Raw genomic sequence first — 22167 nt, 5'->3', positions numbered from 1 at the left:
GCCCAGCTCCGAAGCGGTTGCCCGTCCTGCCGCAACTGCTCGGCGGAGTCCTGACGGCTCCATACCGTTCTCCCTCATCGTTGAGTACGCATACAGCGACGCTCCCGATGTCTTCGTGAACATCATTCGGAGTCCAGACCCGGACCCGGCGATAAGCATCGCAAAGGAGCACCTGCACAGGCCGTGGGATTCGTTCGGCCGATCATGTGACCAGTCCGGGTCCGGTCGTTGTGGCCGGTGTCGGGATCATCGGCAGGCGATCGACGGGGTCCTGCACCGGGTGCAGACCGGCGTGCAGTGGCGTGATCCACCCGGAACCTACAACCCCGGTGGGTGCGCCAATAGCCCACCGCCCGGGAATTGGCTCGACGCTGGGCGCGGCTCGGGGTGGACTGGGGGCATGACGATCTCCCAGGAAGACCTCCTGCCGGGCACCCGCCGTGCGCTGACGCACCGGATCGCCGTCGCGCAGGCCGAAGGGCGTGCGCCCTCGCTGGTCGCGGCCGTCGTGCGGGACGGACGGGCCGTGTGGCACGGGGCCCGCTCCTCGGTGGACGGACACGGTCCCGACGAGAACACGCAGTACCGGATCGGTTCGATCACCAAGACCTTCACCGCGGTGCTGGTGATGCGCCTGCGTGACGAAGGGCTGCTCGACCTTGCCGATCCTCTGGACAAACATCTGCCGGGCAGCGGTGCGGGGGAGTCGACCATCGTCCAACTCCTGTCGCACACTGCGGGGTTGGCGGCCGAGTCGCCCGGTCCATGGTGGGAACGCACTCCCGGGTCACTGCGCCCCGAACTCGCCGACGTCCTCGGCGAACAGCCGCACCGGCATCCGGTCGGCCGGCGGTTCCACTACTCGAACCCCGGCTACACGCTGCTGGGCGCCCTGGTCGAGAAGCTGCGTGGCGCTCCGTGGGAGGACGTGCTCCGACGGGAGGTGCTCGAACCTCTCGGCCTCGACCGGACCAGCGCGCAGCCGCCTGCGCCGCACGCCGGTGGCTGGGCCGTGCATCCCTGGGCGGACGTGATGCTGCCCGAGCCCGTCGAGGACCTCGGCCGGATGGCGCCGGCCGGGCAGCTGTGGTCGACGACCGCTGATCTGGCACGCTTCGCCGCGTTCCTGGTCCGGGGCGACGATCGGGTGCTGAGCGCCGAGTCGCTGCGGGAGATGCGCACTCCGGCCGCGCCGCCCGAGGCCGCGGACGTGGCGGCCGGTTACGCGTACTGCCTCGGCCTGGAGATGCGTCGCATGCACGGGCGGGTCCTGGTCGGGCACGGCGGCTCGCTGCCGGGTTTCCTCGCCGGTCTCACCATCGGCGTGGAGGACGACGTGGCGGCGGTCGTGCTGGCCAACTGCACCTCCGGCCCGCCGGTGGTGGCGGTCGCCGCCGACCTCGTCCGCATCGTTGCCGAGGCCGAACCCCGGATTCCCGAGCCGTGGCGGCCGATGCGTGCCGCCGACACACCCGCCCTGGAGCTTGCCGGCCAGTGGTACTGGGGCACGTACGCCTTCGCCCTGCGGCTCCTGGCCGACGGTCTGCTCTCCCTGGGACCCCTGTCCGGCAACGGGCGCGCCTCACGGTTCCGGGCCAACGGTGACGGAACGTGGACCGGACTGGAGGGGTACTACGCCGGAGAGCTGCTGAAGGCGGTGCGACGGGCGGACGGAACCGTCAGCCATCTCGACCTGGGGTCGTTCGTGTTCACGCGTCAGCCGTACGACGACAAGTCGTCCGTGCCGGGTGGAGTGGACCCGGAGGGCTGGCGGGGGATCGGATAGCCGCCGCTGTACCGACGAGGTTGAGGCCTGTTTCACGTGAAACAGGCCTCGCCGCATGCAGCGACGCCGCAGTCACCGCCGCCGCTTCACAGAGCCAGTTTGAAGCCCACGTGCGAGGCCGTGAACCCGAGTCGCTCGTAGAAGCGGTGGGCGTCCGTGCGCGTGCTGTCGGAGGTGAGCTGCACCAGTTGGCATCCCTGCCGACGCGACTCCTCGATCGCCCACTCAATGAGCTGGGTGCCCAGGCCGCTGCCGCGCTCATCGGCGTGGATGCGTACGGCTTCGATGATTGAGCGGGTGGCGCCGCGCCGGGACAGGCCAGGGATGATCGTCAGCTGGAGGGTGCCGACGACACGGTCTTCCCGCACCGCGACGACCAGGTGCTGATGGGGATCGCGGGTCAGGCGCTCCAGAGCGGCCAGGTAGGGGGTCAGATCGTCCGGTGACTCGCGCTGGGCGCCCAGCGGGTCGTCCGCGAGCAGGGCGACGATCGCTGGGACGTCCCCGGTCACGGCGGCGCGTATGTCGAGGTCTGTCATGCCCGAACCCTAAGCGGGCACAGGGAACCGACCCAGGACCTGGCAGCTTGCGTTTGCATGTAGCCAGCGCATGCAACTAATGTGAGGGTGCCTAAAGCGCTTTTGCAATCTTCTGGGAAGGTGTACCCCGCCATGCCTCTCGCGCTCCTCGCCCTCGCGATCGGGGCCTTCGGAATCGGGACGACCGAGTTCGTGATTATGGGCCTGCTGCCCGAGGTCGCGGGCGATTTCGGGGTCTCCATCCCCACGGCCGGCTACCTGGTGACCGGCTACGCCCTCGGCGTCGTGCTCGGCGCCCCGCTCATGACCGTCCTCGGCACCAAGATCTCCCGCAGGCGGATGCTCATGCTGCTGATGGGACTGTTCATCGCGGGGAACCTGCTGTCCGCGCTGGCCCCCGCCTTCGAGGTCATGCTCATCGGCCGCGTGGTGGCCTCGCTCGCCCACGGCGCCTTCTTCGGCATCGGCTCGGTCGTCGCCGCCGACCTGGTGGCCCCGGACAAGAAGGCCGGAGCCATCGCGATGATGTTCACTGGCCTGACCGTCGCCAATGTCGTCGGCGTTCCGCTGGGCACGCTCGTCGGCCAGTCCGTCGGCTGGCGCGTCACGTTCGGCATCGTCGCCGCCCTCGGTGTCGTCGGCCTGGCCGGCATCGCCAGGCTCGTGCCGGACGTGCCCAGGCCGGAGGGCGTGCGGCTGCGCAACGAACTGGCCGCCTTCAAGAACGTTCAGGTCCTGCTGGCGATGGCGATGACGGTCCTCGGTTTCGGCGGGGTCTTCGCGGCGATCACCTACATCGCGCCGATGATGACCCACGTCTCCGGCTTCGCCGACGGCTCCGTCACCTGGCTGCTGGTCCTCTTCGGCCTCGGCATGGTCGGCGGCAACCTCGTCGGCGGCAAGTACGCCGACCGCGCCCTGATGCCCCTGCTGTACGTCTCCCTGGGCGCCCTCGCCGTCGTGCTGGCGCTCTTCACGCTCACCGCCCACGACAAGGTTCTCGCGGCCGTCTCGGTCTTCCTGATCGGCGCCCTGGGCTTCGCCACCGTGCCGCCGCTGCAGAAGCGCGTCCTCGACCAGGCCCATGGCGCCCCGACACTCGCCTCGGCCGTGAACATCGGCGCCTTCAACCTCGGCAATGCCCTGGCCGCCTGGCTCGGCGGCCTCGTCATCGCGGCCGGTCTGGGCTACACGGCCCCCAACTGGGTCGGCGCCGCGCTCGCCGGATCAGCGCTGCTGCTGGCGTTCCTGTCGGCCGCCTTGGAGCGCCGTGACAGCGTCCCCAGCGTGGTCGTGACGGGCTCCGTGCCGGCCGAGCACATTGCCGCCGGTCGCCGTTGACCCACCGCACAGGCCTTGTCCGGGGCCCGCGCCAGGGAAAACAGGCGCGTCGCATCAGCGGAAACCCGGGACTGGCGTCAACCGGCCGCCACCGTCAGCGGAGCGAACCGTCGCTGCCAGTCCCCCGGCAGTTCCGTGATCCCGTGCGTCATCACCGCGTTGAAGGCGACCGATTCCAGCCCGCGCTCCTTCGCCCACGCCAGCAGCTCCTCGTGCCGCACGTCGATGTCGGTGCGCAGCGGGCGGTTGGTGTGGGCGGCGAGCGAGGTGATGAGTGCCTTCGCCGTGTCGGTGTCCCGGGCGATCAGCGGACCCACGACATGGGTCTCCATGTTGGGCCAGACGGCCGCGTACCCGGTCAGCCGCCCGTCGGCCTCGGCGACGCGCAGCTGGTCGGAGAAGGCGGGAAGCCGGGTGATGATGTGCGTCCGGTCGGTGCCGAACACCTCTTCGTCGAGCCGCAGGATCGCACCGAGGTCCTCGGCGGTGGCCGGGCGTGTGGCGACCCGGGGCTCCGGCCCACGGGGCGTGAAGTGCCCTCGCAGCATCTCCGCCCGCCCCGTGACCTTGAAGCCGAGCTCCTCGTAGAGCGGCCGACCGTACGGGGTGGCGTGCAGGGTCAGAGGGGTGGTGCCCATCTCTGAGACGACGTGACGCATCAGTCGGCGTCCGACGCCCCGGCGGGCGTGGCGATCGGCGACCAGCACCATGCCGATGGCCGCGAGCGCGGGGTGCTCGTGCGGCCCGTACCGGGTGACGACGCAGGCGGTGACGAGTCCGCCCGCGGGGTCGTCGATGCCGTAGCCCGTCCCGGCTGCCAGCAGGAAGCTCCACTTGTGTTCCTCGCGGGGCCACCCCCGGTCCTCGGACAAGTCGGCGCAGGCGTTCAGATCGCGGAGCGTCAGACGGCGGATGGGAAGAGAGGCGAGGGAAGGAGTCGGCACGCAGGTCAGGCTGTCCGAAGCGAGCCCTCGGCGTCCACCTGTTTCCGTCTTTCCGCGCGAGCTTTTGGCCAAGCGGCGGGGGCTGGCAGCGCAGGGGTACGGCCGCAGGGTGTTTCACGTGAAACATCCGGGAACGGCGCGTATCGGCCACTCGCCCTCGCAAGGCACCCCCGCTTCCTGCGGGAAGAGGCTCTAGCCTCAGGCTCATGCCGAGACTTCATCTCTTCGACCTCGACGGCACGCTGCTCCACGGGACCTCCGCGCCCGTGGAGATATCCCGGCAGCTGGGCCTGGAGGCGGAGACAGTGGCGCTCGACCGGGCGATCGCAGCGGGACGGATTGATCCGCCCGAATACGCGGCGCGGGTCCACCGCCTCTGGGCGGGTCTCACCGTGGCGCATGTCACGGCGGCGTTCGAGGGGGCGCCCTGGCTGGCCCGTATCCAGGATGTCTGGAAGGACATCAGGGCGCGGGGGGACTACTGCGCGGTGGTGTCCCTGTCGCCGTCCTTCTTTGTGGAACGGCTTCTCGACTGGGGTGCGCACGCGGCGCACGGCTCCCGCTTTCCGGCCGTGCCGTTCAGTGAACCCGTGGACCCGGCCGGGATCCTCAGCGCAGCCGCCAAAGTGCGGATCGCCGACCGGCTCTGCGCGGAGTTCGGGCTGACGCGGGCGGATTGCCTCGCCTACGGCGACTCGATGTCGGACACGGACCTGTTCGGTGTGGTGCCGGTATCCGTCGCGGTCAACGCCGACCGTCATCTGTCCGGTCTCGCCACCCACTCCTACACGGGCCGGGATCTGTGGGAAGCCTATGAATTGGTGGGCAGCGCCCGGTAATTGGCGGAATTGAAGATTCGCCCCGCCTTCTCAATCGTCAGAACCAGAGGGGACTTGTGTGCGCGGCACCGCCCGGTATGGTCGACTGCGGTTCAACTCCGGGATGACTCGACGTATCCCATACCGACCAGTGACAGGGTGTTGCAGCGTAACGGGACGAAGAGATCGAAGACCAGCGTCTCCGGTTCTGCGGACGGGGCGTCCGAACGGGGTCGATGCTCGGCCAGGGTGATGCGGCTCACGCCACATTCTCGGCCACGTGTCCGTACGGAGGGGAAATACGGGTTGAATGAGGCCGGATTGGCCGGGCGGCCGGACGGAACACCATCCGTCCGCCGGGGGAACTCAGGCATCTTCCGACCGAGGAAGTGCGCAGACCGACCGAAAGATGTTCGAGGCGAGGCACACCATGGACGCTCCGACCACCACGTCGGCCGACAACGGCACTTCCGGCGGCGGGGGCGGCTGGTTCACGCCGCGCAAGCAGCCGTCGACCAGCCGCGGCGGTGAGCCCGGTTCCACCGACGGGGGCCGCAGGTCGGCCCTGCGCCCGATGGGGCGGACGGCACCGGGCGATGAACCGCACCCCGAAACGGAAGACGGGACCCCTCCCGGGGCGCGCGGCCACGCAGGCACCGAAGACCTCGCCGAAGCCCGTACCGCCGCGTCCGGCGACGCACGCACCGCCATATCCGGCGACGCAGGCACCGAGACAGTCCTCGCCCCCTGGCCTGCCCCAGCCCCCGACGCGGCGTTCCCCGAGCCTCCCGTGCCCGACCCGGCCCCGCGCCCCGCTCCCGTCGAGCAGGGCTCCCCGGACGCGATCCTCGTGCGCCGCACCATGGCGGAGGTCGCCCCGGTAGCCGACAAGGTCACCTCGTACTTCTACGCCCTGCTGTTCGTGCGGCATCCCGATCTGAGGTCGCTGTTCCCGGCGGCGATGGACACCCAGCGGGACCGCCTGCTCAAGGCGCTGCTCACCGCGGCCGAGCACATCGACAACACCGAGATCCTCGTCGACTACCTGAGGAACCTCGGCCGAGGACACCGCAAGTACGGCACCCGCCCCGAGCACTATCCGGCCGTCGGCGAGTGCCTCATCGGCGCGTTGAGCAAGTACGCCTCCGCGGTCTGGGACGCGGAGACGGAGGCGGCCTGGGTCCGGACGTACACGACGATCTCTCAGGTCATGATCGACGCGGCGGCCGAGGACGAGCTGCGCGCCCCGGCCTGGTGGCACGCCGAGATCGTCACGCACGATCTCAGGACCCCGGACATAGCCGTCGTCACCGTCCGTCCGGACCAGCCCTACCCCTTCCTGGCCGGGCAGTACACGAGCCTGGAGACCCCCTGGTGGCCGCGCGTGTGGCGGCACTACTCCTTCGCCTCGGCGCCCCGCTCCGACGGACTGCTGTCGTTCCACGTGAAGGCCGTCCCCGCGGGCTGGGTCTCCAACGCCCTGGTGCACCGCGCCCGGCCCGGCGACATCATCCGGCTCGGCCCGCCGGCCGGCTCGATGACCGTCGACCACACCACCGACAACGGCCTGCTGTGCCTCGGCGGAGGCACCGGCATCGCCCCCATCAAGGCGCTGGTCGAGGACGTCGCAGAGCACGGCGACCGGCGGCCCGTGGAGGTGTTCTACGGCGCCCGCACCGACCACGACCTGTACGACATCGACACGATGCTCCGGCTCCAGCAGGTGCACCCCTGGCTGTCCGTCCGCGCCGTCATCGACCAGCTCGCGCACGTCCAGCTGCCCGACGCGATCCGCGCCTACGGCCCGTGGAATGAGTACGACGCGTATCTGTCAGGCCCGCCCGGCATGATCCGCAGCGGTGTGGACGCCCTCAGGAACGCGGGGATACCCAGGGAACGCATACGGCACGACTCGGTCGAGGAACTCGTCGCGCTCTGACCCGCCGCTCCGGGACCGCCGTCGCCCCGCCTCGCCGGACGATCAGCCCAGGTCGGGGGCGTGCATGGCGCGCACCCCTTCGATGTTGCCGTCGAGGTAGTGCCGCAGGGACAGCGGTACGAGATGCACGGTGGCGATGCCGACCCGGGTGAACGGCACCCGTACGATCTCGTACTCGCCGGCGGGCTCCTCCACCTCGGGCCCGTGCCGCAGGGCCGGGTCCATGGACTCCAGACGGCAGACGAAGAAGTGCTGCACCTTCACGCCGGTCGCCCCGCCGTCCGCGCCGATGTGCTCCACGGTGTCGACGAAACAAGGCACCACGTCGGTGATCTTGGCGCCGAGTTCCTCGTACACCTCGCGGTGCAGGGCGTCGACGACGGTCGGGTCCTCCGGCTCGACCCCGCCCCCGGGAGTGACCCAGTAAGGATCCACGCCGGGCTTGGTGCGCTTGATCAGGATCAGGTCGTCACCGTCCAGCAGAACGGCGCGGGCGGTGCGCTTGACCACGGGTCGGACGGTCATGGGAGAAATGTGGCCCGGCTGGTTCCACGTGAAACATAGCGAAACGTCACCGGACGGGTCCTGGGAGTGAGCCCCGGGGCCGCGCCCGGCGCCAGTCGGCCGCCGCCCGCAGCAGCCACTCGTGCGCCCGCCCGATGTGCGGCTCGGCCAGTGTCCCGATACCGACCTGCTCGGCGCCGGCGTTGTCCGCGCGGTTCTTCGCGCGCAACGGACGCCGGTCCGAGCCACAAGGGAGGAGGTTCGGACCGTCCGCCGTACCCGGCCGGGTACCTGCCGGCGCCGGGTCGGGGCCGGGTCAGTCCGCCGACTCGTCGAGGGCGCGCAGCAGGTCCGCGATCAGGTCCTCGGGGTCCTCGGCGCCGACCGAGAGGCGGATGAAGCCCTCAGGCACCGCGTCGCCGCCCCAGCGCCCGCGCCGCTCGGCCGTCGAGCGCACCCCCCCGAAGCTGGTCGCGGCGTCCACGAGTCGCAGCGCGTCGAGGAAACGGTCGGCACGCGCGCGTGAGGGCAGCGTGAACGACACCACGCACCCGAAGCTCCGCATCTGCTGCGAGGCGATCTTGTGCGAGGGATCGCCGGGCAGCCCCGGATGGCGCAGCCCGCTCACCTCGGGCCGCTCGCGCAGTGCCTCGGCGACCTTGAGCGCGGTCGCGTTCTGCCGGTCGACGCGCAGCTGGAGCGTGGCGATCGAGCGGTGCGCGAGCCAGGCCTCCATCGGCCCGGGAATGGCGCCGACGATCTTCCGCCAGCGGCGCACGGCGGCCATCGTCCCGGCGTCGCGGCCGGTGACGTATCCGAGGAGGATGTCGCCGTGCCCGGTGAGCTGCTTGGTGCCGCTGGCCACGGAGAAGTCGGCGCCGAGTTCCAGCGGGCGCTGGCCGAGCGGCGTCGCGAGCGTGTTGTCGACGGCGACCAGCGCGCCACGCGCGTGTGCCGCCTCGGCGAGCCGCCGCACGTCGCACACGTCGAGCCCCGGGTTGGACGGCGTCTCGATCCACAGCAGCTTCGCTCCGTCGAGCACGTCGAGCTGGGCGTCGCCGCCGGTGGGCGCGGTGCGTACCTCGACGCCGTACGCCTCCAGCTGGGCGCGCACCAGGGGCAGCACCTGGTAGCCGTCGCTGGGCAGGACGACCGCGTCACCGGCGCGCAGCTGCGAGAAGATCACGGACGAGATGGCGGCCATGCCCGAGGCGAACACGAGCGTCTCGGCGCCCTCGCGCCCGGGCGCCTCCAGCTCGCCGATGGCGCGCTCCAGCAGGGTCCAGGTCGGATTCTCGTCACGGCCGTAGGTGTACGGCCCCGTCGGGTCGCCCGGCAGGTGGAAGTGGGCCGCGAACACCGGCCCCGGCAGCGTCGGCTCGTACTTGACCGGATCGGGCAGCCCCGCCCGTACCGCGCGCGTGCCGTCACCGGCGTCCGCGAACGCGGCGCCCCCGTTGCCTGGAGCGGAATCGCTCATGCCGCCTGTCCTTCCACTTGCTCACGTACGGCGGCGAGCAGACCGTCGCTCGCCGCCTCCACCATCTCAAGACACTCTTCGAAGCCGGCCATGCCCCCGTAGTACGGGTCCGGCACGTCGAGGCCGGCGTGGTCGGCGGCGGGGTCGTAGGAGCGCAGCAGGCGGACCTTGCGCGCGTCCCGCTCCGTGGGCGCGAGGCGGCGCAGCGCCTTGAGGTGGTCGGTGTCGAGGGCGAGGACCAGATCGAAGCGGGAGAACCAGGACGCCTCGAACCGGCGGGCGGTGTGCGCGATGCCGTAACCGTGCTCCGCCAGGACGGCGACGGTGCGCGGGTCGGCGCTCTCGCCCTCGTGCCAGCCGTCCGTGCCGGCGCTGCCGACCTCGACCAGGCCGTCGAGCCCGGCCTCCTCGACGCGCGCCCGGAAGACGGACTCGGCCATCGGGGAGCGGCAGATGTTGCCGGTGCAGACGAAGCAGACGCGGTAGGACATTCCGGTCAGTCCCCGTCGGGCAGGACGACGTTGAGGGCCCACGACACGATCGAGATGATCAGGGCGCCCAGTACGGCGGTCCAGAAGCCCTCGACGTGGAAGCTCAGGTCGACCTTGTCGGCCAGCCACGAGGTCAGCAGCAGCATGAACGCGTTCACGACCAGCGTGAACAGGCCGAGCGTCAGAATGAGCAACGGCAGGCTGAGGAGCTTCACCAGCGGCTTGACCAGGAAGTTCACCAGACCGAAGATCAACGCGACCAGCAGCAGGGTGCCGACCTTCTTGCCGGTGCTCTCACCGGTCAGGGTGATCTTGTCGAGCAGCCACACCGCGACCGCCAGGGCACCCGCGTTGGCGATCGTCTTGACTAGGAAATTCATCATGTGTCTGATCGTGGCAGACCTGATCCGGAACCAGCAGTGGGGCGAGGCGGACAAGCGATGAAGGCATTCCGGCTGGACGAACTGGAAGCGGAACGCGCCGCCAACGACGGCGCCTATCTCCAGTTCCTGCGGGAGCGGAACATGTCGGTCGGCCTGTACGCCCTCGACGCGGGCGAGCAGGACCCGCAGAAGCCGCACAACCAGGACGAGGTGTACTTCGTCGTCAGCGGCCGGGCCGCGATCACCGTGGGCACGGAGACGACCCAGGTGGCACGCGGCAGCGTGGTGTACGTGCCCGCCGGCGTTCCCCACAAGTTCCACCACATCAGCGAGGACCTGAGGGTCCTGGTGGTGTTCTCTCCCCCGGAGAGCTGAGGGCGGCCTCGGGGTTCCCTAGGGGTTCGGTCAGGGGCAGACAAGGGATGCGAGGCCCCCGCCGAGGACCTCGCGGCCCTAGCATCGAGTGTGGGAAGCCCGGACATCCAGGGATCCCGGAGTTCACGGGGCCGGCGGCAGGACCGTCGGCCCTTCGAGCGCCAGACCGATCGACGGGACCCGGCATTCAGGCGGGCAGAGAGGTGAGGACGAGGGTGATGCGAGAGATCTTCGCGGGACTGCCGTGGTGGGTGAAGTGGGTCGCGGTGCCGGTCGTCGCCCTGGTCGTGTTCGGCGGGCTGATCGCCAGCGTCGTCGGCTTCGTGATCGGGCTGCTGTTCAAGGTGCTGGTCTTCGTCGCGCTGATCGGCGGACTGATCTACGTCGTACGGAAGTTCACGGCGAGCTCCTCGTCGCGCGGCGACTGGTGAGCGGCGCGGGGAGCCGGTGACCGGTATCGGGAATCACCGGTTCCCTCGCGCGAGGGAAGTTTTCCGGCGGGAAGGCCTGCGAGCGGTGGCGGGCGGTTAGAGTCCGGAACTCGACGCGGGGACGAACCTCCCCGCGAGCGGCGTACACCCCCACCCGTGTTCCCCCGCACGGGCCGCCCCCTCGCGCTACGGGAGTGACCCTTGGCCATGGTCGACACCGCACTGGTACAACCGCAGGCACCGCCGGGCCGGCCGGCCTTCCCCCGGCAGCCGGACCCCGCGCGGGCCTCCGCGCCGCTCGACACGGCACCGGCCCCGGCACAGTCGGCCTCCGCCACCCTCATCGGCTCCGTGCAGCGCGCCGTACGCCTGCTGGAACGGGTCGCCGCACACGAGCACGGCGCCCCCGCCAAGCAACTGGCCCGCGAGACCGGTCTCGCCCTGCCCACCACCTACCACCTGCTGCGCACGCTGGTGTACGAGGGCTATCTGCGCCGCGACAAGGGCCTGTTCTTCCTCGGGTCCGCCGCCGAGCGGCTGAGCCGGAGCGGAGCACGGCAGAAACGTCGCAGCACGATCGTGGACGCGCTCGCGCACTGGCGGGACATGCTCGGCGTCCCCGTGTACTACGCGATGTACCGCGACGGCGAGATCGACGTCATGTGCGTCTCCGACTCCCCGGGCACCCCGGCGGTGGAAGAGTGGGCCGACTTCCGCGAGACGGGACACGCCCACGCCATCGGCCAGTGCCTGCTGTCCCAGCTCGACGACTCCGCCCGCCGCGACCACCTGAAGCGCTACCCGGTGCGGCCCCTCACGCCGTACACCGTGCGGGACAGCCACAGCCTGCTGCGGCGCCTGGAGCGGATCCGGCGCATGGAGCCCGTCTACGAGCGGCAGGAGTACGCGCTGGGCACCGTGTGCGCGGCGGTCCCGATCACCGTCGCCGCCACGGCCGCGACGATGGCCATTTCGATGCCCGCCCATCAGGCCGACCGGCTGCTGCCCACCACGCAGCGGTTGCAGCACGAACTGGGGCGCCTTCTGAGCTCTCAGTCGATCTCTATCAGTATCTGAAAACTCACTCCTTGTGATCTGTTGTGTACTTTCTGCAAGATTCCACCAGAATCAGGGGTCATTCCCGGCCAGTCGACGGCAAACCGACGGGGTAGACGATGCGCGAGTCCGTACAGGCAGAGGTCATGATGAGCTTTCTCGTGTCCGAGGAGCTCTCCTTCCGCATCCCGGTGGAACTGCGCTACGAGACCTGTGATCCGTACGCCATCCGGCTGACGTTCCATCTGCCCGGTGATGCGCCGGTCACCTGGGCCTTCGGCCGCGAGCTGCTGATCGACGGGGTGGGGCAGCCGTGCGGGGACGGGGACGTGCGGGTCTCGCCGGCCGAACCGGACATGCTGGGTGAGGTGCTGATCCGGCTTCAGGTGGGCGGGGACCAGGCGCTGTTCCGCTCGTCCACGGCACCCCTGGTCGCCTTCCTCGACCGCACCGACAAGCTGGTGCCGCTGGGCCAGGAGGGGGCGCTCGCCGACTTCGACGCGCATCTCGACGAGGCGCTGGACCGGATCCTGGCGGATCAGGGCGCCGGCTGAACGGTTACGGCAGCCGGGTGGTGCCGTAACGCTTCGCCGGGCGCCGGAGGAGGGTGCGCAGGAACGATTCGGCCCCCGGGGCCCGGGTCCCGCGTCACGCGACACCGGGCGCGAGGTCTCACCGCGTCCCCCGTCCCCCCGTCTCCCCGGCCCGTCTCACCGGACCCGGTACTTCACCGCTTGCGGCGTCGGCCCCGGCCACCGCCGCGGGCCGCGGCCGGCCCCCCCGCGGCCGTGGCCGGACCACCCGCCGCGCCTGCTGACCGGCCGCCGCCCTTCCCCGTCCGGTCGGCGGAGACCACCAGGGCCGCGAGGCACGTGGTGACCGGCACCGAGGCGACCAGGCCGATGGAGCCGACCAGCGTACGCACGATCTCCTCGGCCACCAGCTCGCTGTTGGCGACCGTGCCCACACTGCTCTGCGCGATCGAGAACAGCAGCAGCAGCGGCAGCGCGGCACCCGCGTAGGCGAGGACGAGCGTGTTGACGACGGACGCGATGTGGTCCCGCCCGATGCGGATGCCCGCGCGGTACAGCCCGCGCCAGCCCATCGACGGGTTGGCCTCGTGCAGCTCCCAGACCGCCGACGTCTGCGTGACCGTCACGTCGTCGAGGACACCGAGGGAACCGATGATGACGCCGGCCAGCAGCAGACCGCTCATGTCGATCGTCGGATACAGGCCGTGGATGAGACCGGTGTTGTCGTCGGTGTTGCCGGTGAGCGCGGCCCAGCCGATGAACAGCGAGCCGAGGACGCCGATGAGCAGCAGCGAGATCAGGGTGCCGAGCACCGCGACCGATGTCCGGGCCGACAGGCCGTGGCACAGGTAGAGCGCGATCAGCATGATGGCGCTCGACCCGACGACCGCCACCACCAGCGGGTTCGAGCCCTGGAGAATCGCGGGCAGGACGAAGAAGTTGAGCACCAGGAAGCTGATGGCCAGCGAGACCAGCGCCATGACGCCGCGCAGCCGGCCGACGGCGACGACGGCGAGGGCGAAGATCCCGGCGAGCAGCGCCATCGGGAACCTGCGGTTGACGTCGGTGACCGAGTACTGGAGATCCTTGGGAGCGGAGGGCTCGTAGGCGACCACGACCTCCTGGCCCTGCTCCAGCTGCCGGGACTGGTCCGGCTGCACGATCTCGATGAACGTGCGGCCCTTGTCCTTGCCCGTGTCGATGCGGATGGTCGCCTTCTTGCAGGTGCCGGTCGCCTGCTGCTGGGCGGAGGAGCCCTCGGCCGTGGAGGTGTCGCCGGTCGGCGTGGCTCCCGAGGCGTTGACGGACTCGCAGCTCACCTCGTCCACGTTGGTGACCGTGGCCTGCTGCGTCTGCCGGTCGAAGCCGACACCGGTGCGCTCGTGCGGCGGGGCGCCACCGGGCCAGAGCACAGCGAGCCCGACCACCACCGCTGCGGCGAACGGGATGAGGACGGCCGCGATGACCTTGCGCAGGTGCTGGGAGACGGGGGCGGCCGGACCGTGCGCGTGGCTGTGCCCATGCCCGTGGCCATTCCCGTCACCGCCGGGGCCGTGACCGTGCCCGCCCCCCGCGCCGTGCCCGCCCGATCCACGACCGTGGCCCTGGCCGCCGCTGCTGCCACCTGAGCCGCCACCGCTGCCGGTGCCGCGCGGAGGCTCGGACGGTGGATACGGGGGATGCTGCATCGTGGTCACCGACCGATCATCGCAAGAACGGACGGGGGCCCCTGTTCACCGCGCCCGGATTGACGCTAGCGTGGAGGCACCTTTTGTACACGCGGGAGCTCGGAGCACCGGGCTGAGAGGGCGCTGACCTCCGTCCCAGCGATGTTTCACGGGAAACATCACCGAAGTCGAGTGATGTTCCCCACGGAACGTCGGCAGACGGATACCGCTGCGTCGACCGCCGAACCTGTTACCGGGTAATGCCGGCGTAGGGAGTAGGTCTCATGACCAACAAGGACGCACGCACGCCTGCCTCCGCGAAGATCCAGGCCGAGGATTCGGCCGACGAATCGAGCAGTACGGAGGCCGGGAAGTCCATCGGCTGGCACAAGGCGTACGTCGAGGGTTCGCGCCCCGATCTGCGGGTGCCGGTCCGTCAGGTGCACCTCACCAACGGGCAGTCGGTCACGCTGTACGACACGTCCGGCCCGTACACCGATCCGCACGTCGACACCGATGTCCGCCGCGGGCTTCCTCCGCTGCGGGAGAACTGGATCGTCGCCCGCGGCGACACGGAGGAATACGCGGGCCGTCCCGTCCGTCCCGAGGACGACGGGATCAAGCACACCTCACCGCGCGGAGGGCTGCGCAACCTCGACGCCGTCTTCCCCGGCCGGCCCCGCCAGCCGCGCCGCGGCCGTGACGGCCAGGCGGTCACCCAGCTCGCGTATGCCCGCCGCGGCGAGATCACGCCCGAGATGGAGTACGTGGCCATCAGGGAGAACGTTGCGCCCGAGGTGGTCCGCGAGGAGATCGCGGCCGGCCGGGCGGTGCTGCCGGCCAACGTGAACCACCCGGAGATCGAGCCGATGATCATCGGCAAGCGGTTCCTGGTGAAGGTCAACGCCAACATCGGGAACTCGGCGGTGACGTCCTCCATCGAGGAGGAGGTCGAGAAGATGACGTGGGCGACCCGCTGGGGCGCCGACACGGTCATGGACCTCTCCACGGGCCGCAACATCCACACCACCCGCGAGTGGGTGCTGCGCAACTCCCCCGTCCCGATCGGCACGGTGCCGCTCTACCAGGCTTTGGAGAAGGTCGACGGCCGGGCCGAGGAACTGACCTGGGAGATCTACAAGGACACGGTCATCGAGCAGGCCGAGCAGGGCGTGGACTACATGACGGTCCACGCGGGTGTGCGCCTGGCGTACGTCCCGCTGACGGCCAACCGCAAGACCGGCATCGTCTCGCGCGGCGGCTCGATCATGGCCGCGTGGTGCCTGGCGCACCACAAGGAGTCGTTCCTGTACGAGAACTTCGAGGAGCTCTGCGAGATCCTCGCCGCGTACGACGTCACGTACTCCCTCGGCGACGGTCTCAGGCCGGGCTCGATCGCGGACGCCAACGACGAGGCGCAGTTCGCGGAACTGCGCACGCTCGGGGAACTCAACCGGATCGCGAAGCGTTTCCACGTACAGACCATGATCGAGGGCCCGGGACATGTCCCGATGCACAAGATCAAGGAGAACATCGACCTTCAGCAGGAGATCTGCGATGAAGCCCCGTTCTATACGCTCGGCCCGCTGACCACGGACATCGCCCCGGCGTACGACCACATCACCTCCGGCATCGGTGCGGCGATGATCGCCTGGTGGGGCACGGCGATGCTCTGTTACGTCACGCCAAAGGAGCACCTCGGCCTGCCCAACCGGGACGACGTCAAGACCGGCGTCATCACCTACAAGATCGCGGCGCACGCGGCCGACCTCGCCAAGGGACACCCGGGCGCGCAGGAGTGGGACGACGCGCTGTCCGACGCCCGTTTCGAGTTCCGGTGGGAGGACCAGTTCAACCTGGCCCTCGACCCGGACACGGCACGGGAGTTCCACGACGAGACCCTGCCGGCCGAGCCCGCCAAGACGGCCCACTTCTGCTCGATGTGCGGGCCGAAGTTCTGCTCGATGAAGATCTCGCAGGACATCCGGCGCGAACACGGCGGCCGCAAAGCCGAGATCGAGGAGGGCATGGCCCAGAAGTCGAAGGAGTTCGCGGCCGCGGGCAACCGCGTGTACCTGCCGATCGCGGACTGACGAGGGCGGTTGCGTCCAGGGCGCGGCGGCGCTTCCGTCCAGGGCGCGGCACAGCCGGCAGTCCGGCCTGTTGTTCGCTGATGCCCTCGGGGTGCCCCCGCAGCGGGTCCCGCATCCGGCCCTTCCGGGTTCGGAGGCGGGACCTGCGAGGGGCGCCGGCCGGTGGTTACTCCGGCTGGTGGTCCGGGCCTCCGAAGTCCGGGCTCGAGTAGTCCGGGCTGGAGAAGCTCGGCCGCCGGCCGGCCCCGCCGTCACCGGGGCTGGTGAACCCCGGCCGGTCGTAGCCGAGGTGGGGCATGCGGCTGACCGGTGCGGGTGAGGCCGTGCCGTGCAGTGCGGTCGCCGGGCTGCCCGGGTCGGCGAGGGCTTCTTGGAGGAACGGCAGTATGCCGCGCTCCAGCAGGGCCTCGTGCCAGGCGTCCCGGGCCCTGGTCACTTCCGCGTCCAGCGCCCCGTGCAGGCCGGCGTCGTCCGACGGGCTGTTGCGCAGGGCGGTGACCAGCAGCCCGGCGGCGGCGATCAGGATGGCGACGGCGGCCACCGCGCCGAACACCCACCCGGTGGTGACCATGGTCTGGGCGAACGCCGGCTCGGGGGTGAGCATCTTCAGGATGTACCCGACGAACAGGAAGATCGCGGCGGCGGTGCCCGCGAGGACGGGTGCCAGGACCGCGACGACGGCGACGGCGCCCGCACCGGCGGCCCCGGTGACCTCCCCCACGCTGGTGGCGAGCGCCCCGTCGGCCGAGCCCCGCTCCGCGGAGCCGGTGTCGTGGACGGACGACGGGGCGGACGGCGCCGGACGGCGCAGGTCCTCGCGGGCCTTGACGTAGTGCTGGTATTCGGTCGCCGCGGCCGCCGTGATGAACGCGGTGGCGCCCAGCGCCATGGTGCGCAGCTGTTCCGGGTTGAGCCGCTGTCCCACAGCGGCCAGTTCCGGGCGGTGTGGTGCGGAGCGCAGCGCCTCGTCGAGGAGCCGCTCGTAGTCCTGGCGGTCCTCGTTCGGCAGGTGCTGCGGAACGCTGTTCATCTGCATCCCCCGATTCTCCGTAGGGCTTGGGGCTCGCATGCCAACGAGCCGTCGGGCAGAAACGGAGGGGAGCCTGCTACGGATAAGCCGATGGTAGAGCGGTGACGGCGCGCGGTGACAGGGGGTTTCCAGAAATTGGGTCCTGGCCTGCGCGGTCGCCCCGCCGGTCCGTCGTGCCGGACGTCTGCCCGGCGGACGCTCAGATATCCAGGGGAAGTTGCTGGACCAGCAGTTTCCCGGCCATGGTCACTCCGCCGTCCATGGCGATGGCGAGTCCGTCGGCGTAGACGTGCGGTCCGTCGACGACCGGGCCGGTGTTCTCCTCGCCGTCCTCGGAGCCGACGTCGCCGAGCAGATAGGGAATGGGGCTGTGGCCGTGTACGACGCGGGTGCCGCCGTATGTGTCGAGCAGTGAGCGAACGGCGGCGGAGCCGCCTTCGTCGCGGAAGGAGAAGCGCTTGGTGAACTTGCGGAACAGGTCCCACACCTCCTCCGCGTCGTTGCGCGTGATCGTCTCGCGGACGGTGTCGTTGACCTCCTCGATGGAGGCGCCGTAGTCGAGGTAGGCGGTGGTGTCGGAGTGCACGAGCAGGTGCCCGTCGACCTCCTCCATGGCGTCGAGCCGGGCCATCCACTGCAGGTGGTGGTCCTGGAGGCGGTCCATGTCGGTCTTCTGCCCGCCGTTGAGCAGCCAGGCGGCCTGGAAGGTGGCCGTGCCCGCGCCGGAGTTGACGGGGGTGTCGCCGAACCGCTTGGCGCCGAGCAGCAGCAGTTCGTGGTTGCCCAGCAGCGCTTTGCAGTAGCCGCCGGCCGCGGCGGCCTCGGCGGACAGCCGCATCACGAGGTCGATGACGCCGATGCCGTCCGGGCCGCGGTCGGTGAAGTCGCCGAGGAACCACAGCCGGGCGGTGCCGGCGCACCAGCGGCCGGCGGAGTCGATGAGGCCCTTGTGCTGGAGGGCGGCCATCAGTTCGTCGAGGTAGCCGTGCACGTCGCCGACGACGAACAGCGGCCCCGGGCCGTCCGCCGGCTGCGGCGCGGGCGCGGGCACGGCCGAGGGGTCGAGGGTCACCTGGACGGTGTCGCCCCGGTTGATGACGGGCAGATCGCGCTGCGTGGGCGTGTACGAGTCCGGGAACTCCACCTGCTCCTCGGCGGAGCCGGTGAACGGAACCGGCTGCGAGCCGTGGGCGTACGGAGCGGTCTCGTGGACGTACGCCGGGACGCGGAAGTCGCGCAGCGTCGCCGTCCGCTCCACCTCGGGTCCCTGACCGGCCCCCTGAGTCATCGAACCCTCCACCATCGCGCCGCATCTGCACCGCTTCGGACTGCCTGGTCGCAGCGGCCCGCGGTGTCGTGGGCCCATCATAGGAATGCGGATCGCGCCATGTGATGACCCAGGGGTGGTGAATCGGAGCAAGACTCCAGTTCACTGCGGCTTTCGCCCCGATTGCGCCGGGGTTCGGCCGGCTGTGACCGGTGCCGACGCGGTTCTACTTCTCCTCGGGCGACCGTGGCGGGCTGACGGTCGTGCGCGGCGAGCGTCGCTGGGACGAGGTACGCACGATCAACTCCGTCGGTATCACCTGCTCGACCGGCTGGTCCGAGTCGAGCCCTTCGATGGCGTCGATGAGCAACTGGACCACCGCGGTGCCGATGCGACGGGGCTTCAGGGAGAGCGTGGTGACGGGCGGGTCGGTGTTGGCGTACACGGTGGACTCGCTGCAGCAGACCAGCAGGAGGTCGTCCGGGACGCGCAGTCCGTAACGGCGGGCGGCGGCGAGGAGGTCGGTGCCGTTCGGGTCGAACAGGCCGTAGACGGCGTCGGGCCGGTCGGGGCGGGCGAGCAGCCGGTCGGCGGCCATCGCGCCCGCGCAGGGGTCGTGCGCCGGGTAGGCCTCGTAGACGGGGTCCTGGCCGACGCGTTCGCACCAGCGCAGGTAGGCGGTCGTGGACAGGTGGGTGTACGTGTCGGTCGTGGTGCCGGTGAGCAGGCCGATGCGGCGTGCTCCGGCGTCGGCGAGGTGGTCGAGAATGCCGAGGACCGCGGCCTCGTGGTCGTTGTCCACCCAGGCGGTGACCGGCAGCGAGCCGGCCGGGCGGCCGTCGGACACCACGGGTAAGCCCTGCCGGACGAGTTCGCTGACCACCGGGTCCTGGTCGGAGGGGTCGATGACGACCGTGCCGTCCAGGGCGACGTTCGACCACACGTCGTGGCGCGAGGTCGCCGGGAGGATGACCAGGGCGTATCCGCGGGCGAGCGCGGCGGATGTGGCGGCGCGGGCCATCTCGGCGAAGTACGCGAATTCGGTGAAGGTGAAAGGTTCATCCCCGTACGTGGTCACGGTCAGGCCGATGAGTCCCGACTTGCCGGTACGGAGCGTTCTGGCGGCGGCCGAGGGGCGGTAGCCCAGCCGGTCGGCGACCTCACGGACGTGACGGCGGGTGGCGTCCGGGAGCCGCCCCTTGCCGTTGAGGGCGTCGGAGACGGTCGTGATGGAGACTCCGGCGGCGGCGGCCACGTCCCTGATGCCCGCCCGGCCCGGCCGGCTGCCTCGACGTGAGGTTTCCGCGCGGCTCACCTGGTGCTTCCCTGCTGCTGTCATGGCGAGCCGATAGTAGGGCTCTTGCGGTGGGGTAGTGCGGACGCATATGCACGGGTTGACAGGCACGTTTCTGCATGGCTCGAAGGGTCCAACTGCCTGCGAAAGTAAGACCCTTGGCCGATCTGATGCCGATACCTGACTTGTTGGCGTGCACAGGCCTGCACAGCCCTCGATGTTGCGAAGAGGTCTCAACTCACCTTCACGGGTGATGCGCGCCACGGCGTGAACTACCGGCGCATAGATATATGTGGGGCGCGCCCCTCGTTTCGTCCCTCTTCGAGTGGTGTTGCCCCTGATGCCGGTGTGACCAGCGAGACCTCTGGGGCACGGCGTCCCCGCCCGTGTGCCGCCCCTATACGCAGCGGCGCCGAATCCTCATAAGGTGAGGAGTATTGGATGCCGGTGGTCATGAGGAGGACTGCGGTGAGCGAGACGAGCCCCAAGCTGCGCGCCGAGCTGGAGGGGATCCCGACCTACAAGCCGGGCAGGCCGGCCGCCGCGGGCGGTCCGGTGGCCTACAAGCTGTCCTCCAACGAGAACCCCTATCCGCCGCTTCCGGGTGTGCTGGAGAGCGTCACGGCGGCGGCCGGGTCCTTCAACCGCTACCCGGACATGGCCTGTACGGGTCTGATGAACGAGCTGGCCGAGCGGTTCGGGGTGCCCGCCTCCCACCTGGCCACCGGCACCGGCTCGGTCGGCGTCGCACAGCAGCTGATCCAGGCGACCTCGGGCCCCGGCGACGAGGTGATCTACGCCTGGCGGTCGTTCGAGGCGTACCCGATCATCACGCAGGTCAGTGGTGCCACCTCGGTGCAGGTGCCGCTGACGCCCGGTGACGTGCACGATTTGGAGGCGATGGCGGACGCGGTCACCGACCGGACCCGGCTGATCTTCGTGTGCAACCCCAACAACCCGACGGGCACGGTGGTGCGGCGGGCGGAGCTGGAACGCTTCCTCGACCGGGTGCCCGGCGATGTGCTGGTGGTACTGGACGAGGCGTACCGCGAGTTCATCCGCGACGCCGAGGTGCCCGACGGCGTGGAGATCTACCGTGAGCGGCCCAACGTCTGCGTACTGCGGACGTTCTCCAAGGCGTACGGCCTGGCAGGGCTGCGGGTCGGCTTCGCCATCGCCCACGAGCCGGTGGCCGCGGCGCTGCGCAAGACGGCGGTGCCGTTCGGGGTGAGCCAGCTGGCGCAGGACGCCGCGATCGCCTCCCTGCGCGCCGAGGACGAGCTGCTCGGCCGGGTCGGATCGCTGGTGTGCGAGCGCACGCGCGTGGTCGACGCGCTGCGGGCCCAGGGCTGGACGGTGCCCGAGACCCAGGCCAACTTCGTGTGGCTGCGGCTGGGGGAGCGCACCGTCGACTTCGCGGCGGCGTGCGAGCAGGCGGGCGTGGTGATCCGGCCGTTCCCCGGCGAGGGTGTGCGGGTGACGATCGGGGAGAACGAGGCGAACGACATCTTCCTGAAGGTGGCGGAAGGGTTCCGCAAGGAACTCTGAGACGCGCTCCGCAGGGAGTCTGCGGAGCGGCCTGCCGGGAGTTGTGTGGAGCGTCCGGCCGGGACTTCTGGGGTCTGATCCGCTGGCCTCTGTGAGCGCGATTCGGCGGGAGTTCCCCAGCGCGCGGCGGCGGGGCGTAGGCGTCTGCGGGCGCTCTACGCCCCGGTCGCGTTTTCCACCCGTACCGGGTCCCCGGGGCGCACCGTCGCCAGCAGGCGGGCATCACCGTCCAGGCGTCCCATCACGTTGCAGGGACCGGCGAGGCGGCACTCCTCGCCTCGGGAGATCGGCGTCGGCCCGTAGGGGAGCGCGAGGGCGTCACCGTCGGTCCAGAAGGTGACCGTGCCGGGCTCCACGACCTGCCGGGCGTCGGTTTCACGTGAAACGGTGATGCCGGTGTCGAAGTAGACCTCCTCGCCCCAGACGCACGCGGTGGAGGTGAGCGGCAGTGCGTCGGTGAGCGCCCGGGTGGTCGGGGTGTCGTCAAGGGTGGCGGTGAGGTGCCCCGCCGGCCAGGAGATCCGTATCCGTGTCGGCTGTGTCTGCATGCCGTGAATTCAACAAGATGTTGAAGTCGCTGCCAAGGGGTTGACGAGAAGGGGACCCCCTTGAGGGGTTCGCACGCGGGTGCGTCATAATTGCTTGTGA

22 protein-coding genes, 1 pseudogene and 1 riboswitch are annotated in these 22167 nt (G+C 70.3%); of the genes and pseudogenes, 11 read left to right on the top strand and 12 right to left on the bottom strand.

Annotated features, from left to right (window positions below; translation table 11 throughout):
* Window positions 1-217: 217 nt before the first annotated feature.
* Window positions 218-313, top strand: a pseudogene (locus tag AB0M97_RS26435) (IS5/IS1182 family transposase); the annotation flags it as partial.
* Between the two features lie 87 nt (window positions 314-400).
* On the top strand, window positions 401-1786 hold the full coding sequence (locus AB0M97_RS26430) for a serine hydrolase domain-containing protein (RefSeq protein WP_365963478.1): 1386 nt from the start codon (window positions 401-403) through the stop codon (window positions 1784-1786).
* 86 nt (window positions 1787-1872) lie between these two features.
* Here AB0M97_RS26430 and AB0M97_RS26425 read toward each other — a convergent pair whose 3' ends face one another.
* The gene (locus AB0M97_RS26425) at window positions 1873-2325 is read right to left on the bottom strand and encodes a GNAT family N-acetyltransferase (RefSeq protein WP_365963476.1); all 453 of its coding nucleotides are present in this window, start codon (window positions 2323-2325) and stop codon (window positions 1873-1875) included.
* A gap of 132 nt (window positions 2326-2457) precedes the next feature.
* On the opposite strand from AB0M97_RS26425, the gene AB0M97_RS26420 reads away from it, so the two are divergent.
* Window positions 2458-3666: an MFS transporter gene (locus AB0M97_RS26420; RefSeq protein WP_365963475.1), complete on the top strand. Its 1209-nt coding sequence runs from the start codon at window positions 2458-2460 to the stop codon at window positions 3664-3666.
* Window positions 3667-3743: 77 nt separating this feature from the next.
* Here AB0M97_RS26420 and AB0M97_RS26415 read toward each other — a convergent pair whose 3' ends face one another.
* Entirely contained in the window at window positions 3744-4610 is an 867-nt protein-coding gene (locus AB0M97_RS26415; RefSeq protein WP_365963474.1) for a GNAT family N-acetyltransferase, read from the bottom strand.
* A gap of 206 nt (window positions 4611-4816) precedes the next feature.
* Between AB0M97_RS26415 and AB0M97_RS26410 the strand changes: the two genes are divergently transcribed.
* Window positions 4817-5449 carry an HAD-IB family phosphatase gene (locus AB0M97_RS26410; RefSeq protein WP_365963473.1) on the top strand — a complete coding sequence of 211 codons (633 nt, stop codon included), beginning with the start codon at window positions 4817-4819 and terminating at the stop codon, window positions 5447-5449.
* 388 nt (window positions 5450-5837) lie between these two features.
* A complete protein-coding gene (locus AB0M97_RS26405; RefSeq protein WP_365963472.1) occupies window positions 5838-7367 on the top strand; it encodes a globin domain-containing protein in 1530 nt (509 codons plus the stop codon).
* 42 nt (window positions 7368-7409) lie between these two features.
* Here the strand turns inward: AB0M97_RS26405 and AB0M97_RS26400 are convergent, their stop codons facing one another.
* The 5 genes from AB0M97_RS26400 to AB0M97_RS26380 all read right to left on the bottom strand — a co-directional run bounded on the left by AB0M97_RS26400 (window position 7410) and on the right by AB0M97_RS26380 (window position 10225).
* Window positions 7410-7892, bottom strand: coding sequence for an NUDIX hydrolase (locus AB0M97_RS26400; RefSeq protein WP_365963471.1), 483 nt, complete (start codon window positions 7890-7892; stop codon window positions 7410-7412).
* A 46-nt stretch (window positions 7893-7938) separates the two neighbouring features.
* A complete protein-coding gene (locus AB0M97_RS26395) occupies window positions 7939-8100 on the bottom strand; it encodes a hypothetical protein (RefSeq protein WP_365963480.1) in 162 nt (53 codons plus the stop codon).
* Between the two features lie 87 nt (window positions 8101-8187).
* Complete coding sequence (locus tag AB0M97_RS26390; RefSeq protein WP_365963470.1) at window positions 8188-9351, bottom strand: cystathionine gamma-lyase; 1164 nt, start codon at window positions 9349-9351, stop codon at window positions 8188-8190.
* The gene (locus tag AB0M97_RS26385) at window positions 9348-9842 is read right to left on the bottom strand and encodes a low molecular weight protein-tyrosine-phosphatase (protein WP_365963469.1); all 495 of its coding nucleotides are present in this window, start codon (window positions 9840-9842) and stop codon (window positions 9348-9350) included. Before AB0M97_RS26385 ends, AB0M97_RS26390 begins: the two co-directional genes overlap by 4 nt.
* A 5-nt stretch (window positions 9843-9847) precedes the next feature.
* A complete protein-coding gene (locus AB0M97_RS26380; protein ID WP_365963468.1) occupies window positions 9848-10225 on the bottom strand; it encodes a phage holin family protein in 378 nt (125 codons plus the stop codon).
* Between the two features lie 57 nt (window positions 10226-10282).
* Here AB0M97_RS26380 and AB0M97_RS26375 point away from each other — a divergent pair, with 57 nt between their 5' ends.
* The 4 genes from AB0M97_RS26375 to AB0M97_RS26360 all read left to right on the top strand — a co-directional run bounded on the left by AB0M97_RS26375 (window position 10283) and on the right by AB0M97_RS26360 (window position 12641).
* Window positions 10283-10600: a cupin domain-containing protein gene (locus AB0M97_RS26375; protein WP_365963467.1), complete on the top strand. Its 318-nt coding sequence runs from the start codon at window positions 10283-10285 to the stop codon at window positions 10598-10600.
* 218 nt (window positions 10601-10818) lie between these two features.
* Window positions 10819-11031 (top strand): DUF5326 family protein, encoded by a 213-nt coding sequence (locus AB0M97_RS26370; RefSeq protein ID WP_365963466.1) that lies wholly within the window; start codon window positions 10819-10821, stop codon window positions 11029-11031.
* A 201-nt stretch (window positions 11032-11232) separates the two neighbouring features.
* Window positions 11233-12108: an IclR family transcriptional regulator C-terminal domain-containing protein gene (locus AB0M97_RS26365; RefSeq protein ID WP_365963465.1), complete on the top strand. Its 876-nt coding sequence runs from the start codon at window positions 11233-11235 to the stop codon at window positions 12106-12108.
* 98 nt (window positions 12109-12206) lie between these two features.
* Window positions 12207-12641, top strand: a complete 435-nt coding sequence (locus tag AB0M97_RS26360) for an SsgA family sporulation/cell division regulator (protein WP_365963464.1) — start codon at window positions 12207-12209, stop codon at window positions 12639-12641.
* A 173-nt stretch (window positions 12642-12814) separates the two neighbouring features.
* Here the strand turns inward: AB0M97_RS26360 and AB0M97_RS26355 are convergent, their stop codons facing one another.
* Complete coding sequence (locus AB0M97_RS26355) at window positions 12815-14317, bottom strand: YibE/F family protein (protein WP_365963463.1); 1503 nt, start codon at window positions 14315-14317, stop codon at window positions 12815-12817.
* 72 nt (window positions 14318-14389) lie between these two features.
* Window positions 14390-14579, top strand: a riboswitch (TPP riboswitch).
* Between AB0M97_RS26355 and thiC the strand changes: the two genes are divergently transcribed.
* The gene (gene thiC, locus AB0M97_RS26350) at window positions 14572-16380 is read left to right on the top strand and encodes a phosphomethylpyrimidine synthase ThiC (RefSeq protein WP_365963462.1); all 1809 of its coding nucleotides are present in this window, start codon (window positions 14572-14574) and stop codon (window positions 16378-16380) included. (Overlaps the previous riboswitch by 8 nt.)
* A 166-nt stretch (window positions 16381-16546) precedes the next feature.
* Here the strand turns inward: thiC and AB0M97_RS26345 are convergent, their stop codons facing one another.
* The 3 genes from AB0M97_RS26345 to AB0M97_RS26335 all read right to left on the bottom strand — a co-directional run bounded on the left by AB0M97_RS26345 (window position 16547) and on the right by AB0M97_RS26335 (window position 20016).
* Window positions 16547-17416 (bottom strand): hypothetical protein, encoded by an 870-nt coding sequence (locus tag AB0M97_RS26345; protein WP_365963461.1) that lies wholly within the window; start codon window positions 17414-17416, stop codon window positions 16547-16549.
* A 193-nt stretch (window positions 17417-17609) separates the two neighbouring features.
* Window positions 17610-18713: a metallophosphoesterase gene (locus tag AB0M97_RS26340; protein ID WP_365963460.1), complete on the bottom strand. Its 1104-nt coding sequence runs from the start codon at window positions 18711-18713 to the stop codon at window positions 17610-17612.
* A gap of 190 nt (window positions 18714-18903) precedes the next feature.
* Complete coding sequence (locus AB0M97_RS26335) at window positions 18904-20016, bottom strand: LacI family DNA-binding transcriptional regulator (protein ID WP_365963459.1); 1113 nt, start codon at window positions 20014-20016, stop codon at window positions 18904-18906.
* Window positions 20017-20439: 423 nt separating this feature from the next.
* Between AB0M97_RS26335 and hisC the strand changes: the two genes are divergently transcribed.
* The gene (gene hisC, locus AB0M97_RS26330; protein WP_365963458.1) at window positions 20440-21519 is read left to right on the top strand and encodes a histidinol-phosphate transaminase; all 1080 of its coding nucleotides are present in this window, start codon (window positions 20440-20442) and stop codon (window positions 21517-21519) included.
* Window positions 21520-21674: 155 nt separating this feature from the next.
* Here hisC and AB0M97_RS26325 read toward each other — a convergent pair whose 3' ends face one another.
* Complete coding sequence (locus AB0M97_RS26325; protein ID WP_365963457.1) at window positions 21675-22067, bottom strand: cyclophilin-like fold protein; 393 nt, start codon at window positions 22065-22067, stop codon at window positions 21675-21677.
* Window positions 22068-22167: the final 100 nt, after the last annotated feature.

This window comes from Streptomyces sp. NPDC051207, assembly GCF_040682395.1.
In the GTDB taxonomy this organism is placed as follows: Bacteria; Actinomycetota; Actinomycetes; order Streptomycetales; family Streptomycetaceae; genus Streptomyces.
This window is presented reverse-complemented; position numbering and strand designations above follow the sequence as displayed.

What these genes read in the sequence shown, in the direction of transcription:
- AB0M97_RS26430 (WP_365963478.1), top strand. Translation starts at nt 401, where the DNA reads ATGACGATCTCCCAGGAAGACCTCCTGCCGGGCACCCGCCGTGCGCTG.
- AB0M97_RS26425 (WP_365963476.1), bottom strand. Translation starts at nt 2,325, where the DNA reads ATGACAGACCTCGACATACGCGCCGCCGTGACCGGGGACGTCCCAGCG.
- AB0M97_RS26420 (WP_365963475.1), top strand. Translation starts at nt 2,458, where the DNA reads ATGCCTCTCGCGCTCCTCGCCCTCGCGATCGGGGCCTTCGGAATCGGG.
- AB0M97_RS26410 (WP_365963473.1), top strand. Translation starts at nt 4,817, where the DNA reads ATGCCGAGACTTCATCTCTTCGACCTCGACGGCACGCTGCTCCACGGG.
- AB0M97_RS26405 (WP_365963472.1), top strand. Translation starts at nt 5,838, where the DNA reads ATGTTCGAGGCGAGGCACACCATGGACGCTCCGACCACCACGTCGGCC.
- AB0M97_RS26400 (WP_365963471.1), bottom strand. Translation starts at nt 7,892, where the DNA reads ATGACCGTCCGACCCGTGGTCAAGCGCACCGCCCGCGCCGTTCTGCTG.
- AB0M97_RS26390 (WP_365963470.1), bottom strand. Translation starts at nt 9,351, where the DNA reads ATGAGCGATTCCGCTCCAGGCAACGGGGGCGCCGCGTTCGCGGACGCC.
- AB0M97_RS26385 (WP_365963469.1), bottom strand. Translation starts at nt 9,842, where the DNA reads ATGTCCTACCGCGTCTGCTTCGTCTGCACCGGCAACATCTGCCGCTCC.
- AB0M97_RS26380 (WP_365963468.1), bottom strand. Translation starts at nt 10,225, where the DNA reads ATGATGAATTTCCTAGTCAAGACGATCGCCAACGCGGGTGCCCTGGCG.
- AB0M97_RS26375 (WP_365963467.1), top strand. Translation starts at nt 10,283, where the DNA reads ATGAAGGCATTCCGGCTGGACGAACTGGAAGCGGAACGCGCCGCCAAC.
- AB0M97_RS26370 (WP_365963466.1), top strand. Translation starts at nt 10,819, where the DNA reads ATGCGAGAGATCTTCGCGGGACTGCCGTGGTGGGTGAAGTGGGTCGCG.
- AB0M97_RS26360 (WP_365963464.1), top strand. Translation starts at nt 12,207, where the DNA reads ATGCGCGAGTCCGTACAGGCAGAGGTCATGATGAGCTTTCTCGTGTCC.
- thiC (WP_365963462.1), top strand. Translation starts at nt 14,572, where the DNA reads ATGACCAACAAGGACGCACGCACGCCTGCCTCCGCGAAGATCCAGGCC.
- AB0M97_RS26345 (WP_365963461.1), bottom strand. Translation starts at nt 17,416, where the DNA reads ATGCAGATGAACAGCGTTCCGCAGCACCTGCCGAACGAGGACCGCCAG.
- AB0M97_RS26340 (WP_365963460.1), bottom strand. Translation starts at nt 18,713, where the DNA reads ATGGTGGAGGGTTCGATGACTCAGGGGGCCGGTCAGGGACCCGAGGTG.
- AB0M97_RS26335 (WP_365963459.1), bottom strand. Translation starts at nt 20,016, where the DNA reads ATGACAGCAGCAGGGAAGCACCAGGTGAGCCGCGCGGAAACCTCACGT.
- AB0M97_RS26325 (WP_365963457.1), bottom strand. Translation starts at nt 22,067, where the DNA reads ATGCAGACACAGCCGACACGGATACGGATCTCCTGGCCGGCGGGGCAC.